12 protein-coding genes are annotated in these 14,057 nt (G+C 73.6%); 7 read left to right on the forward strand and 5 right to left on the reverse strand.

The window, feature by feature from the left end; translation table 11 throughout:
- Positions 1-8: 8 nt before the first annotated feature.
- Together LZF96_RS03895 and LZF96_RS03900 are read left to right on the forward strand one after the other, a co-directional pair.
- Entirely contained in the window at positions 9-1,427 is a 1,419-nt protein-coding gene (locus LZF96_RS03895; protein WP_233865630.1) for a family 2B encapsulin nanocompartment shell protein, read from the forward strand.
- 317 nt (positions 1,428-1,744) lie between these two features.
- Entirely contained in the window at positions 1,745-3,115 is a 1,371-nt protein-coding gene (locus tag LZF96_RS03900) for a family 2B encapsulin nanocompartment shell protein (protein WP_233865632.1), read from the forward strand.
- Between the two features lie 229 nt (positions 3,116-3,344).
- Here the strand turns inward: LZF96_RS03900 and LZF96_RS03905 are convergent, their stop codons facing one another.
- Positions 3,345-3,767 (reverse strand): DUF6643 family protein, encoded by a 423-nt coding sequence (locus LZF96_RS03905; protein ID WP_308294145.1) that lies wholly within the window; start codon positions 3,765-3,767, stop codon positions 3,345-3,347.
- On the opposite strand from LZF96_RS03905, the gene LZF96_RS03910 reads away from it, so the two are divergent.
- On the forward strand, positions 3,766-4,062 hold the full coding sequence (locus tag LZF96_RS03910; RefSeq protein WP_233865636.1) for a hypothetical protein: 297 nt from the start codon (positions 3,766-3,768) through the stop codon (positions 4,060-4,062). The two genes, LZF96_RS03905 and LZF96_RS03910, sit on opposite strands and share 2 nt — an antisense overlap.
- Before the next feature lie 605 nt (positions 4,063-4,667).
- Positions 4,668-5,540 (forward strand): glutamate racemase, encoded by an 873-nt coding sequence (locus tag LZF96_RS03915; protein ID WP_233865639.1) that lies wholly within the window; start codon positions 4,668-4,670, stop codon positions 5,538-5,540.
- Between the two features lie 244 nt (positions 5,541-5,784).
- Here LZF96_RS03915 and LZF96_RS03920 read toward each other — a convergent pair whose 3' ends face one another.
- From LZF96_RS03920 to dhaK, 3 genes are all read right to left on the reverse strand, one after another.
- The gene (locus tag LZF96_RS03920) at positions 5,785-6,249 is read right to left on the reverse strand and encodes a PTS-dependent dihydroxyacetone kinase phosphotransferase subunit DhaM (protein ID WP_233865641.1); all 465 of its coding nucleotides are present in this window, start codon (positions 6,247-6,249) and stop codon (positions 5,785-5,787) included.
- On the reverse strand, positions 6,242-6,907 hold the full coding sequence (gene dhaL / locus LZF96_RS03925; protein WP_233865643.1) for a dihydroxyacetone kinase subunit DhaL: 666 nt from the start codon (positions 6,905-6,907) through the stop codon (positions 6,242-6,244). Before dhaL ends, LZF96_RS03920 begins: the two co-directional genes overlap by 8 nt.
- 93 nt (positions 6,908-7,000) lie before the next feature.
- The gene (gene dhaK, locus LZF96_RS03930; RefSeq protein ID WP_233865650.1) at positions 7,001-7,990 is read right to left on the reverse strand and encodes a dihydroxyacetone kinase subunit DhaK; all 990 of its coding nucleotides are present in this window, start codon (positions 7,988-7,990) and stop codon (positions 7,001-7,003) included.
- A 269-nt stretch (positions 7,991-8,259) separates the two neighbouring features.
- Between dhaK and LZF96_RS03935 the strand changes: the two genes are divergently transcribed.
- The 3 genes from LZF96_RS03935 (at position 8,260) to LZF96_RS03950 (ending at position 12,513) form a co-directional block, all read left to right on the forward strand.
- On the forward strand, positions 8,260-9,339 hold the full coding sequence (locus LZF96_RS03935) for an LLM class flavin-dependent oxidoreductase (protein ID WP_233865777.1): 1,080 nt from the start codon (positions 8,260-8,262) through the stop codon (positions 9,337-9,339).
- A 452-nt stretch (positions 9,340-9,791) separates the two neighbouring features.
- Positions 9,792-11,879: a serine/threonine-protein kinase gene (locus tag LZF96_RS26405; RefSeq protein ID WP_267940423.1), complete on the forward strand. Its 2,088-nt coding sequence runs from the start codon at positions 9,792-9,794 to the stop codon at positions 11,877-11,879.
- A 124-nt stretch (positions 11,880-12,003) separates the two neighbouring features.
- Positions 12,004-12,513, forward strand: a complete 510-nt coding sequence (locus tag LZF96_RS03950) for a hypothetical protein (protein ID WP_233865652.1) — start codon at positions 12,004-12,006, stop codon at positions 12,511-12,513.
- 191 nt (positions 12,514-12,704) lie between these two features.
- Here the strand turns inward: LZF96_RS03950 and LZF96_RS03955 are convergent, their stop codons facing one another.
- Positions 12,705-13,874: a phosphotransferase gene (locus tag LZF96_RS03955; protein ID WP_233865653.1), complete on the reverse strand. Its 1,170-nt coding sequence runs from the start codon at positions 13,872-13,874 to the stop codon at positions 12,705-12,707.
- Between the last annotated feature and the right edge of the window lie 183 nt (positions 13,875-14,057).

A 14,057-nucleotide genomic window follows, 5' to 3' on the forward strand; every position in this document is an offset into this window, starting at 1 on the left:
ATTTCATTATGGTGACCTCGGTCGAACCGACATCCGAGCAGCGGACGGACCGGGCCCGGCTCAGTCTGGCGACGGAAGCCGCTCGCACGCTGGCCTCCACCACCAAGACGCCCCCGCAGATGCAGGGCATCACCTCCCGGTGGCTGCTCAAGGTGCTTCCCTGGGTTCAGGTGTCCGGGGGCGCCTTCCGGGTGAACCGACGACTCGGGCACACGCTGGGCAACGGGCGGGTGGAATTCGTCTCCACCGGCGCGCAGGTGCGGGTCGTCCCCGCCGAACTCACCGAACTGCCCCTGTTGCAGGGGTACGAGGACCCGGACGTCCTGCGGGAGTTGGCCGATGGCTGCGTCCAGCGTGATTTCGCCGCCGGTGAGGTGATCTTCGAGGCGGGCTCCGCCGCCGACTCCGTCGTCCTGGTCGCGCACGGCAAGCTCAGCCGCCGCATCAGTGGCCTCTACGACTCCGAGGTCGACCTCGGAGTGGTCGCCGACGGGGACTTCGTCGACGACCGGGTACTGGCGGAGGGGGGATCGGGGGGGCTCGGTGAGCGGAGCTTCTCCCTCGTCTCCCTGACCGGCGGCACCGTGCTCACACTGCCCCGCGACCACTTCCGCACGGTGCTGGAGCGCTCCCCCTCGCTCGCGGCCCACCTGGGGCGGGCCGCCGACTACCACGCCGGCCGCACCGAGGCGGGTGAGGCGGAGATCGAGTTGGCCTCCGGTCACCGTGGGGAGCCGGAGTTGCCGGGCACCTTCGTCGACTACGACCTGGCCCCGCGCGAGTACGAGTTGAGCGTCGCGCAGACGGTGTTGCGGGTGCACACCCGGGTGGCCGATCTCTACAACGAGCCGATGAACCAGCTCCGGGAGCAGGTCCGGCTGACGGTGGAGGCGCTGCGCGAGCGCCAGGAGCACGAGATGATCAACAGCCGGGACTTCGGGTTGTTGCACAACGCGGACCTGCGGCAGCGCATCCACACCCGCAGCGGTCCACCCACCCCGGACGACCTCGACGAACTCCTGGCCACGGTGTGGAAGAACCCCACCGTCATGCTGGCCCACCCGAAGGCGATCGCGGCGATCGGCCGGGAGTGCACCGCCCGCGGCATCCACCCCGGCACCGTCGAGTACGCCGGTCGGCCCGTGCCCTCCTGGCGCGGGGTGCCGCTGTTGCCCTGCAACAAGATCCCGGTGAGCGAGCGGGGCACCACCTCCGTGGTGGTGATGCGCACCGGTGAACAGGACCGCGGGGTGGTCGGCCTGCACCACACCGGAATTCCGGACGAATACCAGCCCAGCCTGTCGGTCCGTTTCATGGGGATCAACGACAAGGCCGTCATGTCCTATCTGGTCAGCGCCTACTATTCACTGGCGGTCCTCGTCCCCGACGCGTTGGGAATTCTCGAGGATGTCGAAATCGGCCGCTGATCCCTTTTCCTTCCGCGCCGGAAACCCGGGCACGGGGTCGTGGGTCGCCGGGTGGGAGGCGGGCCGTCGAGTCGGGTTCTCGGCGCGGACCCCCGCCGGTCCGCCCCACCGGGGCGGACCGGCTCCCCGGATCCGGGGCGGCCCGCCCGAACCCTCCCGCGCCATGGTCCCGGGGTCCCCATCCGCCCCGGCTCCGCTACCCGGTGCGGCGGGGGCCCGTTCCCACGCCCGCACCCGCTCACGTGCGTTTCCTCATGCGCGCCCGCTCACACGCGTTTTCCCATGCGCGCTTCCTCATGAAAGGCATCTCGTATCCCATGACCCAGCCCCTGCCGAGCAGCCTGGAGACCACGGCCGCCCGGAATCTGGCGACCACGACCAAGACGCCCCCACAGATGCAGGGGATCTCCTCCCGGTGGTTGCCCCGACTGTTGCCCTGGGTCGACGTGCGCGGCGGAACCTACCGGGTCAACCGGCGATTGACCCATACCGTGGGCAACGGGCGGGTGGAGTTCGTCGTCTCCGGCGCGCAGGTGCGGGTCATTCCGGCCCAACTGACCGAACTGCCACCGCTGTCCGGCTTCCCCGACGGCGAGGAACTGCGCGCGCTGGCCGACCGTTGCGAACAGCGCGAGTACGCGGCGGGCGAGGACCTGGCCGTGGCCGGGGCGCCGATCACCGAGGTTCTGCTCATCGCCCACGGGAAGGTTCGACGTCTGCTGCCCGGTCCCTACGAGGGAGCCGCCGAACTCGAGACGCTCGCCGACGGGGACCACGCCGGGGAGGGTGCCATGGTCGGCACCGATCCCGGCACCTGGCGCACGGGCCTGCGTGCCGCGACCCGCTGCACCGTGTTGGCGCTCCCGCTGGAGGCCGTTCGACGAGTCGGCGAGGAGTTCCCGACCCTCCGCTCACACCTGGACGCCTTCACCGGGCGGGCGCTGCCCCGGCAGAACCGGCGGGGTGAGGCGGAGATCGAGTTGGCCTCCGGTCACCGTGGGGAGCCGGAGTTGCCGGGCACCTTCGTCGACTACGACCCGGCGCCGCGCGAGTACGAGTTGAGCGTCGCGCAGACGGTGTTGCGGGTGCACACCCGGGTGGCCGATCTCTACAACGAGCCGATGAACCAGCTCCGGGAGCAGGTCCGGCTGACGGTGGAGGCGCTGCGCGAGCGCGAGGAACACGAATTGATGAACAATCGCGAGTTCGGGTTGTTGCACAACGCGGACCTGCGGCAGCGCATCCACACCCGCAGCGGTCCACCCACCCCGGACGACCTCGACGAACTGATCTCGCGCCGCCGCGGAACCCGCTACCTGTTCGCCCACCCGAGGGCGATCGCGGCGATCGGCCGGGAGTGCACCGCCCGCGGCATCCACCCCGAACCCACCGAGGTCGCGGGGGTCATGGTCCGCTCCTGGCGGGGTATCCCGTTGTTGCCCTGCAACAAGATCCCGATCTCGGCCGCCAACACCACCAGGGTGGTGGCGATGCGCACCGGGGAGGACGACCAGGGTGTCGTCGGCCTGCGCTGCGAAGGCATTCCCGACGAGGTCGAGCCCTCGCTCAATGTCCGCTTCATGGGCATCGACGACCGCGCCGTGATGTCCTATCTGGTCAGCCTCTACCACTCGGTCGCCGTGCTGGTCCCCGATGCCCTCGGGATCCTGGAGGACGTCGAGATCTGACACCCCGGCCGGGGGCGGGGAGGTGAACCGGGTTCCCGCGCTCGACCGGCACTCTCCCGCCCGGGTGGTTCCCCGGTCCCGCACCGTCCGCTCGTCTCCGGATCCGCCCGGATCGGTCACCCCGCCCCATGGCGCGACCGATCCGGGCGGGAACGTCCGCGGGCTTCTTCTCCCGGCACCTCCCGGGTCCGTTCCCCGGTCCCACCTCCTCGCCGAGCCGGGACCGCTTTCAGTACCCCCCGGCGGGGCGACCGTACGACTGGTAGCCGGGATCCGGGTACGGCTGTCGTCCGTCCGCCGGACGCATCTGCTGGGGGATGGGCGCCGGTTGACCGGGTTGGGGACGGTAGCCCCGGGAGGGTGGCGGAACCTGCCCCACCATCGGCTGGGGGACCGACGAGGGGCCGGACCAGGCCGGGCGTCCACCGGCCGGAACCCCCGCCGGCACGTGGTGCACGGCCGGTCCGCCGGTCCGTCCGGCGGAGGGGCCGGCGGGCAGTGCGGGCAGGGCCGCCGGGAGAGCCGGGAGGCCGGGCATCGCCGGTGCGGCGGGTTCCCAGGCGGAGGGCACGCGGATCGGCGCGATCTGCGGAGTGCCCCGTTCGGCCACCAGGCTGTCGTATATCGGGGTGTCCGCGAAGGGCGTCCCGATGGTTGAGGAGTACGACGAGGAGGAGTACCCCGAGCCATGGGACCCGGAGGAGTACGAACCCGACGAGGAGTACGAACCCGACGAGCCGGCCGAGGAGTACGAGGAGGGGGACCCCCCGTACGAGGGCGAGGGACTCCCGGAACCCGGCGTCGGGTACGACCCGTACGCGGGAGTCGACCCGGAAGAACCGTTGGCGGGATACGAGGAGGGCGCCGGGGCGTACCCCGTTCCGTTGACGCCGTTGCCCCCCCGGGGTCCTCCGGGGGGAGCCGGGTGGGACACCGGGGTGGAATGAGATGCCCGGGAGGGGGCAGGAGCGGCCGGGGACACCGGGGCGGTGTTGCCCCACCCATCGGGGGAACCCCAGGCGCCGGAGGAGGCGGAGGTCGGAGCGGAGGTGCCGAAGTGCGTCGGTGCACCGGTGCGACCGGAGCCGTTCGCGAAGTTGCTCTGATGACCGTTCGGGGCGCCGGACTGCACGGGACGCGTCGGCTGATGATGACCCGGAGGGGTAGGCGGCGACGGGTACGTCGCGTACATCGGGGACCCGTGGGGCGGGTCGCCGGGGTGAGGCGGGTGCGGGGAGGTCATGCGACATAAGGTAAGCCCCTGACACGCCCGTTGGGGAGCCCGATCCGAAGGTCATTTCGGGTAGTCGGGCGGTCTCTGCCTACCCAAAAACAGCAAAAACGCAGAAAAAGACGAAAAAAACCTCTCGCTTTCTCATTTTCTTCACGAAAGAAGCCGTCTTTCGCCCCCGGGCCGGTCGGCCCTTCCCACTCCTCGTACTCCGGCTGTGCCCCGGCACACGGCCCGGGCCGATCCGCGTCCCCGCCCGCACCCGGGCCCGAACGACCCGCCCCACCGCCCCGGGGGACCGGCGCCCCGTACCCTGGCCCCGTGAAGATCGCGCTCATCGACTCGGGTCTCGGACTTCTCGCCGCCGCCGCGGCGGTGCGCCGTGCACGCCCGGATGTCTCCCTCGTGTTGTCCGGCGACCCGGACGGGATGCCCTGGGGCCCCAGGGCCCCGCGCGACATCGCCGAGCGGGCCCTGCGCTGCGCGCGCGCCGCACTGGCCCATGGGCCGCACGCCCTCGTGGTCGCCTGCAACACCGCCTCCGTGCACGCGCTGGAGGCGCTGCGGACCGAACTCGAGCCCGCCGTCCCGGTCGTCGGAACGGTGCCCGCGGTCAAGCCCGGGGCGATGGCGGGTGGTCCCCTCGCCATCTGGGCCACCCCCGCCACCACCGGCAGCGTCTACCAGCGTCGGCTGATCGCCGAGTTCGCCGGTGGGGTGGAGACCGCCGAGGTGCCCTGTCACGGTCTGGCGGACGCGGTGGAGCGGGCCGACCCGGCCGCGATCACCCGGGCGGTGGACGCGGCCGCCCGACTCACACCGCCCGGCGTACGGGACGTGGTGCTGGGGTGCACCCACTACGAACTGGTCGCCGCGACCATCCGTGATCGGTTGACGGAGGCGATCGGCGCCCCGGTGCGGCTGCACGGTTCCGCGCGGGCGGTCGCCGCCCAGGTGCTCCGGCGTGCCGGGACCGTCGGCGGGGGCGTCCCCGCCGACCGGGGCGGGACGGGCGGGGACGGGCGACTCGTGGTGCTGGCCTCCGGGCGCCCCTCGACCCTCTCCCCGGCGGCCCTGGGATACGCCGAGGCCGCCCTGCTGCTCGGCCCTCCGACCGGGGTCCCGGCCGGGGCCGCCCGAAACGACGGCGACGAGGGCGGATCGGGGACCCGGGAGGAGACGGCCGCGGTGTAGGCGGCACCCCGGGCCCCGAACGGTTCCCGGGCGTCGGGGCCTTCCCTCCCCGACGCCGGGCGAACCGCTCCGAACCTCCCGGGCGCGATCCCGGTCCGGCGCGCGATCCCGGAAGCCTTCGCCACCCCGGCCCCGACCGGACGGGACCGGGGCGATGACCGGGTACCCGGCCTCACCCGGTCCCGTCCCCGGACCCCTTCGGGCCTCCCCGGGTGCCGCCCCGGGTTCCCTTCCGGGTCCCGGGTCACCGCTTGCGGTAGTCGCGGGCCTCTCCGGCGGCCTCCACCACCCCCTCGAGATCGGCCCCTCCGGCCGCGGCCACCACCGCGGCCACCGCCCCTTCCAGGAACGGGGCGTCCAGCAGGCGGGTCCCGACGGGAAGCCCTTCGGTCGGGTCGTCCCCGGCCGCTTCCCCGTCCTCCTCCCGGGGTTCCGCCAGCAGCGCCCGCACGGTCAGTACGGCGCTTCCCAGATCGACCAGGACCGCCACTCCCGCGCCGGAGTCCGCGCGGCGTGCCGCCGCGGTGATCAGCTCGGCGTCGGTCCCGATCCCGCCCCCGGGGTCGCCGCCGGCGGGTTCCACCCGCACGTTCCCCGCTCCTCCCGCCAGGGCGGCGGCCAACCGGGCCACCGACTCGGCGACCTCCCGACTGTGCGAGACCAGCACGATGCCCGGTGCGCCCGCGCTCTCCCCACCGGTCTCAGCCACGGCCCGCGCCGTTCCCCGGGGCCCGCCCCGCGGTGTCGGCCAGCGCCCCGATGATGAGGGCCGAGGAGGCGGCACCGGGGTCCTGATGGCCGATGCTGCGGTCACCGAGGTAACCGGCCCGGCCGCGCCGGGCCCGCATCGGGACGGTGGCCAACGCGCCCTCGTCGGCGGCCGCCGCGGCGGCGCCGAAGGAGCGCGTCAAGCCCTCGACGGCGGGCTCCAGCGCGTCGAGCATGGTCTTGTCCCCGCCGGTGGCGCCACCCAGTTCGGCCACCGCGCCCACGCCGGCCCGTAGCGCCTCCGCGAGCCCGGTCCGCGAGACCCGGGGGGCGTCGCCCAATTCCCTGCCGGCGCGCCGCAGCAATGTCCCGTACAGCGGTCCCGAGGCCCCGCCGACGGTGGAGATCAGGGTACGCCCGGCTCCGGTCAGCACCGCTCCGGGCGTTTCCGGGGGCTGCTCCGCCAGACGGCGGGCCACCGCGGTGAACCCGCGGTTGAGGTTGCTGCCGTGGTCGGCGTCGCCGATCGCGGCGTCCAACTCGGTGAGCCGGTCGGCGTCCCGGGCCACGGCGGCGGCCGCGGCGTCGAGCCAGCGGATGAAGAAGTCGGCGTCCATCGTCGGCTCGGTGTCCTCGTGGTCACCGGTATCCGGTCCCATCTCCGCGTTCCCCTCTCGTCCGAACCCTCGTCCCGTCCCCGGGATGTCGCGTCTCCCCCGGAACGGGACATCCCTTCCCGCGCCGCGTCCGGCTCAGGCACCCCAGCGCAGGGCGGGGGTGCGCACCGGCGTTTCCCACAGCCGGAGCAACTCCTCGTCGACCGGGCACAGCGTGACCGAGCAGCCGGCCATGTCGAGGGAGGTCACGTAGTCGCCCACCAGGGTGCGGGCGGGTACGACCGAGCGCTCCGACAGCGCCCGCAACACCTCCGAGGCGTACCCGTACAGCTCCAGCAACGGGGTGGCCCCCATACCGTTGACCAGCACCAGCACCGGGTTGTCCGGTCGCAGGTCGTCCAGCAGCGCGTCAACGGTGGCGTCGGCGATCTCCCCCGAGGTCATCATTCCGCGCCGTTCGCGGCCGGGTTCCCCGTGGATGCCGATGCCCAGTTCCAGTTCGCCTCCCGGGAGGTCGAAGGTCGGGCCGCCCCGGGCGGGGGTACTGCAGGGAGCCAACGCCACCCCGAAGCTGCGGCAGGAGTCGGCCACCCGACAAGCCACCTCCGTCACCCGCTCCAGGGGGGCGCCCGCCTCGGCGACGGCGCCGGCCAGGCGTTCCACGAAGAGGGTGCCGCCGGTGCCCCGGCGACCCGCGCCCTCCCCGGCGGGCAGCGCGACGTCGTCCCGTACGGTGACGGTCTCGACCCGAATGCCCTCCTCGGCGGCGAGCTCGGCGGCCATCTCGAAGTTCAGCACGTCACCCGTGTAATTCTTGACCACGAACAGCACCCCTTCGCCGCTGTCCACGGCGGCGGCGGCGCGCAGCATCTGATCGGGAACCGGAGAGGTGAAGATTTCCCCGGGGCATGCCGCGTCGAGCATCCCGGGGCCGACGAAACCACCGTGCAACGGTTCGTGGCCGGATCCACCGCCGGAGATCAGCCCGACCTTGTTCGCCACCGGGGCGTCGCGCCGCACCACCACCCGGTTGGCCACGTCGACGGTGAGTTCCGGGTGGACGGCGGCCATGCCGCGCAGCGCGTCCTCCACCACCCGCTCCGGCACGTTGATCAACATCTTCACGCGGCTCTCCCTCCACACGGACCGCCGCATCCCACCCGCGGGTGGGTCACGCGATCGTCGTCGGCTCCCGGCACGGGGACCACCAGCGTACGGACCGGGGGCGCGCCGGGACAGTACGCGCGCCGGGCACGCCACCGACCCGGCCGAGGGTCACCCCGGCGGCGGAACCGGATCCCGGGGTGCCGCGCCGGGGCGCGGGAACACTCCCGGTCGGGGAAGGGTTGGGGAGAATGCAATTGACGCTTCAATCGATGGATCGGGTGAACGCGATGCAGTTCGGCGTCTTCACCGTGGGTGACGTCACCACCGACCCCACCGACGGCCGCACGCCCACCGAGCACGAGCGGATCAGGGCGATGCTCGCCATCGCCCTCAAGGCCGAGGAGGTGGGACTCGACGTCTTCGCCACGGGGGAGCACCACAACCCGCCCTTCGTGCCCTCCTCGCCGACCACCCTGCTCGGCTGGATCGCCGCCCGCACCGAACGGCTGATCCTCTCCACCGCCACCACCCTGATCACCACCAACGACCCGGTGAAGATCGCCGAGGACTACGCGATGCTCCAGCACCTCGCCGACGGGCGGGTCGACCTGATGCTGGGACGCGGCAACACCGGACCGGTGTACCCCTGGTTCGGTCAGGACATCCGACAGGGCATCCCGTTGGCGATCGAGAACTACGCACTGCTCCGCCGGCTGTGGCGGGAGGACGTGGTCGACTGGAAGGGACGCTTCCGCACCCCACTGAGGGGCTTCACCTCCACCCCGCGTCCGCTGGACGGCGTTCCGCCGTTCGTGTGGCACGGGTCGATCCGCAGTCCCGAGATCGCCGAGCAGGCGGCTCACCACGGAGACGGCTTCTTCGCCAACCACATCTTCTGGCCGAAGGAACACTTCCTGCGCCTCGTCGACCTCTACCGGCGGCGCTGGGCCCACCACGGTCACGGTGCGCCGGAACAGGCGATCGTCGGACTCGGCGGGCAGGTCTTCATGCGGAAGAACTCCGGGGACGCCGTTCGCGAGTTCCGCCCCTACTTCGACAACGCCCCCGTCTACGGTCACGGTCCCTCGCTGGAGGAGTTCACGGAGCAGACCCCGTTGACGGTCGGCAGCCCCCAACAGGTCATCGAGAAGACCCTGACCTTCCGTGAGGGCTTCGGGGACTACCAGCGGCAACTGTTCCTCATCGATCACGCGGGTCTGCCGCTGAAGACCGTGCTGGAACAGTTGGACCTCCTGGGGGAGGAGGTCGTCCCCGTGCTGCGCCGGGAGTTCGCCGCCCGCCGTCCGGCCGGGGTCGCCGGTCCGCCGCGTCATCCCGCCGCGGTCGCCGGTGGGTCCGACGGCTGACCCCGGGTGCCGCCCCGCTTCCCTCTCCGCGCCGCGGTGTCGCCGACCGGTGCACGTGTCACCCGGGCGGGGTATCCCGCCGGCCCGCGCGGACCGGGGAACCGTCGCCTCCGGGCGGTATCCACGTGATGCCGAGCCTCCCCCCGACCCGCCCCGTCCACCCGACGGACGATCCGATCACCACCCCGGCGGGGGAGGGTCGATGGTCCACCGCCGGCGCGGGGGACCACCCGCAGGAGTGAAACCGGCGGGTGAACCGCGAGCCGGCCCCGGCGCCCCGCCGAGCCCCGACCGGCCCGTACCCGGGCCCTTCCGGGCGCTTCACGCCGCTTCCGGCGGACACCTCGCCGCCCCGACACCATCCATGTGCGCCGTCGTTCCGCCGCCATACTTGGCCGCGGCAGGCGGTGTGCCGCACGGAGCGGGGCGGAGACGGGGGTTCTGAACGGACGATGACGGATCCCGGGCTGATCCACGGACGGTACGAACTGCTCGAGCAGATCGGTCGGGGCGGCATGGGCCAGGTGTGGCGGGCCCGCGACCGTGCCCTGGACCGGCGGGTCGCCGTGAAGTGCTTCCGCCCGGGGGGTGGGCCGGGCGACGACTCCGTCGCGCCGCATCCGCTGCGCGAACGGTTCCGCCGCGAGGCACGGCTCGCGGCCGGGCTGCAACACCACGGCATCACCGTCGTGCACGACTTCGGTGAACACGAGGGGCTGTTGTACCTCGTCATGGAGTTCCTCGACGGCCGCAACCTGGGTGTGCTGCTGGCCGATCGAGCCGGAGCGCCCCTGCCCCACGGCGAGGTCGCCGACATCGCCCGCCAGGTGGCCGAGGCCCTCGACCACACCCGGGGCCGGGGGATCGTGCACCGCGATCTCAAGCCCGCCAACATCATCCGGTTGACCGATGGGACGGTCAAGGTGTGCGATTTCGGCATCGCCCGACCGGCCCGGGACATCGACCCCGACGCCCGTCTCACCGTCACCGGCATGGCGATGGGCACCCCGCACTACATGTCCCCGGAGCAGATCTCCGGTGGGGTGGTCGACCCGCGCAGCGATCTCTACTCCCTCGGTTGCGTCCTCTACGAACTGGCCACCGGCAGGCCCCCGTTCGCCTACGACGATCCGTGGGCCGTGCTCATCGGTCACCGGGACGCCGCACCCGAACCGCCCCACCGCCTGCGCCCCGACCTCCCGCTCGGTCTGGAACGTCTCATCCTGGACCTGCTCGCGAAGGTCCCCGACCACCGTCCGCTGGACACCGTCGACCGGGCCGCCCGCCTCGTCGGGCGGGCCGCGCCGTCCCGGTCGTCGGGACGCCGCCTGATTCGGCAACCCACGGCGGGTTCCCCCGGCGCCGGCGACACGGCTTCCGCGACCGGCGACTCCCGGAGACACCCCGGAGTCCACCCCGGGGCCGGGACCCACCCCCGGGACGCCGGCCACCCCGATCCCGCCGGCCGTCCCGACCGGTATCCCGGCCCCGTCCCCGGCACACCGGGTTTCGGCGCTCCCGCGCACACCACGCGACCGGAATCGATCGGCCGTGGTGGTCCCGGAGTGCCGGCCGCGGGGGGTCCGTCGACGCACGCCCCCCTCCCGCGGCGTCCGCTGTCCTCCCCGCCCGGTCGGACCGGCGGCTTCCCGGGACGGGGATCGGTCGGAGCCGTGATGCCGGGAGCGCCCCCGCCGCCCGTCCCGTCCCTGCCGGCGGCCGGTGGGCCGGGAGTGCCCCCGGTCGCCGAGTGGTACCCGACCGGCCCCCCGACACCCGTTCCGGCCCACCGGCCGACCGGGCCGCCCCCCGCGCACCCCGTTTCGCGATATCCGGGCGACGCCTCCTTCGGCCGGCTCCCGATCGGGGACCGGGGGTGGGACAGTCGCTGGGAGGAGGCCCGGACCGTGCACGCGGCGCTGGCCGATGACCGCGCCCGCACACTGGGAGAAGAGCACCCCGAGACCCTGGACAGCCTGCACCACGTCGCCTTCGCCCTGGGGCGCCTGGGGCGCTGGGAGGAGGCGCTGCACGGTCACCGGGGCGTGGCCGCGGCCCGCGGACGGACCCTCGGCCCGCGGCACCCCGACACGCTCGCCTCCCGTTACGAGTGCGCCATTTGCCTGGGCCGATTGGGCCGCCCGGCCGAGGCACTGGAGGTGTACCGGAATCTGGTGGCAGACCGGTCCGTCGCCCTCGGGGGCGATCATCCCGCCACCCTCCGGGCCCGGCACGGACTGGGCGTCACCCTGGGCCGGTTGGGGCGCTGGGAGGAGGCGCTGTGCGAGGCGCGGAACGTCTGCGCGATGCGTTCCGCCCTGCTCGGCACCGACCACCCCGACACCCTGGTGAGCCGTCGCGAGGTCGCCGTCGCCCTGGGCCGGATGGGGCGGTGGGGACCGGCGCTGGAGGAGTACCGACGGGTGCGTCTGGGGCGGGAGCGCTCCCTGGGCCCCGATCACCCCGACACCCTGGCCGCCCGGGAGGACGAGGCGCGCTGCCGGGAACTGGCCGGCCCCGATCTCCCCGGCACGGCGTGATCCCGGGGGCCGCCCGGTGCCCGCCGGCGGGTCCGATACGCCGTACCGGGCGGCGTGCGGCTCCGGGACGGGACGCCCGCCACCGGAGCGCCGGTGGACCCCGGACGCCGCGTACCATGGCCGCATGTCCTTTCTCCGCCGCCGCAGCGCCGCCACCCCGGCCGGGCCGGACTTCGACGTTCTCGCCATGGACCCCGGCGATTGGCCCGGTGTGCTCGGCGCGGGTCTCCTCCCCGCCGACGACGGCACCTGCCAGGGGGTGATCCTGCGCTACGACCTCTTCGGGGGACGCGGACCGGCCATGGTCATCGGGAACCTGCCGCCCGGGTCACCCGCCCGCGACGTGGAGGAGGACGAGGTTCCCTTCGAGGTCACCCAGTTGCTCCAGGCCCTGGAGATGGACGACGCCTCGGTCGACGCGGTCACCGTCACCGGTACCGAGGACATGCCCGTCATGCACGACGACAATCTGCTGATCGTGCACCGCGTCACCTGTTCGGAGGACCGGGTGTCCTGCGTGCAGTTCGACCGCAGCGACGGTGTCCTGGTGACCATCGCCAGCTGGGACCGCCCCATCACCGAGGACCTGTACCGGTTGCTCAAGCCACTGCCCGCCGAGTTGTTCCGCCGCTGACCCCGGGCCCGCCGGGCCGCCCTCCCCGTGCGCGAACGGGACCGGTCGTCCGGAAGCCCTCCCGCGGCTCCCCGCCCGACCGGCCCGAGGCGTCGTCGCCCCTCACGGACCCCGGTACCCGGGCCCGGGTTCGGCGACATCCCCGGACCCCGCTCCTCCTCGGCGCGCCCCCGACTGGCTCGCCGGCCCCTTCAGCGGGTGCCCACCGCGGCCCGCACCGCGCCGCGGGCCATCGCGCAGTCCTCGTGCAACCGGCGCAACAGCAAGCGCTGTTCCTCGCCCGGGCTCAACCCGCCCACCGATCGCGCCGACGGTTCGGGCGGGGTCGTCGCCCGCATGGCGCGCTGCACCGCCTCCTCGCACAGCCGCACCTCACGGGTGAGCACCAGCAGGAGGTTGACGAGGAAGGCGTCCCTGGCCCCTGGACCGGCCGTATGCGCCGCGTGGCTGATCCTGCGCCGGGTGCCGGGGGCGTCCCCCAACACCGCCCACAGCGAGGCGAGGTCGTACCCGGGCAGGTACCAGCCCGCCGCCTCCCACCCCACCAGTACGGGTCCGGTGGGGGAGAGGACGGCGTTCGCGGGCACGGCCGAACCGTGGCAGAACTGTCCGGGCAGTCCGTCGGAGCCGTCCCCGACGCCCTGCCGGACGCTCCCCCGGGGCCGACCCGCTCCGGTCCGCAACCCGTGCAACAACGTCTGGATGTCCCCCACGTCACGGTCGGTCAGCAGCCCCAGCGCGTGGTACCGCACCACCCTGGCGGGATAATCCACCGTCAGGGAGAAGGTCTTCCCCGGGGGCTCCCACTCGTTCAATCGGCGGAAGGCCCCGACCACCGCCCGCAGGTCGCCGGGGGAGGGCGGTGCCACCGGATGGCGGCGGCCCGCGGCGGCCCGACCGGGCACGAACTCCGTCACCAGCACCCCCGCCCCGGGGTCGGCGGCGACCAGGCGGGGCGCGCGCACCGGGGGTCGGTGTCTGACGAAGGCGCGGTGCACCGCTATCTCGTGCCGCAGCCGGTCGCCGACGGCGGGGGAGGTGTCGGCCGCGTACTTCGCCAGCACCGGTCGCCGACCGAGGGTCCCCACCACCAGCAGCGTGCTCCCGGTATCGCGCAGCAGCTGCGCGGGGGAGAAGTCGGGACACACGCCCCGCACCGCCGTCAGGGCCCGCCGCATGCGCTCGCCCCGCTCACCGGACGCCTCCGTCCGTCCGATGGGCGGGGCGGACGGGCGGAGGCCGGCGTGACGCGCGGGCCGACCGGCCGCTCCCACCGGGCCCGGAGTCGTCGCCGCGCGACCCGACGACCCCGTCGGGGCCGGCTCCCGGCGCGGGAACACTGGTGTGGGTGTCGAGTACATGGACGAACGCGATTCCTTCCCGAGTGGATGATGAACGCGCACCCCGCTCCCGGCACGACCGACGCCCTGGGGAAGCGCCGGCCGCCCCGGGACCGGGGTGACGCGGTTCTACCCCACCGCGCGTCGCCGGTGGCCCGCCATCTGGCGCGCCCTGGCGAAACCTGGCGAATCGGCCGGGGCCCC

Source organism: Streptomyces sp. ST2-7A (assembly GCF_021390475.1).
Classification (GTDB): domain Bacteria; phylum Actinomycetota; class Actinomycetes; order Streptomycetales; family Streptomycetaceae; genus Streptomyces.

Bases quoted from the DNA above. Each gene is read 5' to 3' on its own strand.
- LZF96_RS03895 (WP_233865630.1), top strand. From the start codon at position 9: ATGGTGACCTCGGTCGAACCGACATCCGAGCAGCGGACGGACCGGGCC.
- LZF96_RS03900 (WP_233865632.1), top strand. From the start codon at position 1,745: ATGACCCAGCCCCTGCCGAGCAGCCTGGAGACCACGGCCGCCCGGAAT.
- LZF96_RS03910 (WP_233865636.1), top strand. From the start codon at position 3,766: ATGGTTGAGGAGTACGACGAGGAGGAGTACCCCGAGCCATGGGACCCG.
- dhaL (WP_233865643.1), bottom strand. From the start codon at position 6,907: ATGGGACCGGATACCGGTGACCACGAGGACACCGAGCCGACGATGGAC.
- LZF96_RS03935 (WP_233865777.1), top strand. From the start codon at position 8,260: ATGCAGTTCGGCGTCTTCACCGTGGGTGACGTCACCACCGACCCCACC.
- LZF96_RS26405 (WP_267940423.1), top strand. From the start codon at position 9,792: ATGACGGATCCCGGGCTGATCCACGGACGGTACGAACTGCTCGAGCAG.
- LZF96_RS03950 (WP_233865652.1), top strand. From the start codon at position 12,004: ATGTCCTTTCTCCGCCGCCGCAGCGCCGCCACCCCGGCCGGGCCGGAC.
- LZF96_RS03955 (WP_233865653.1), bottom strand. From the start codon at position 13,874: ATGTACTCGACACCCACACCAGTGTTCCCGCGCCGGGAGCCGGCCCCG.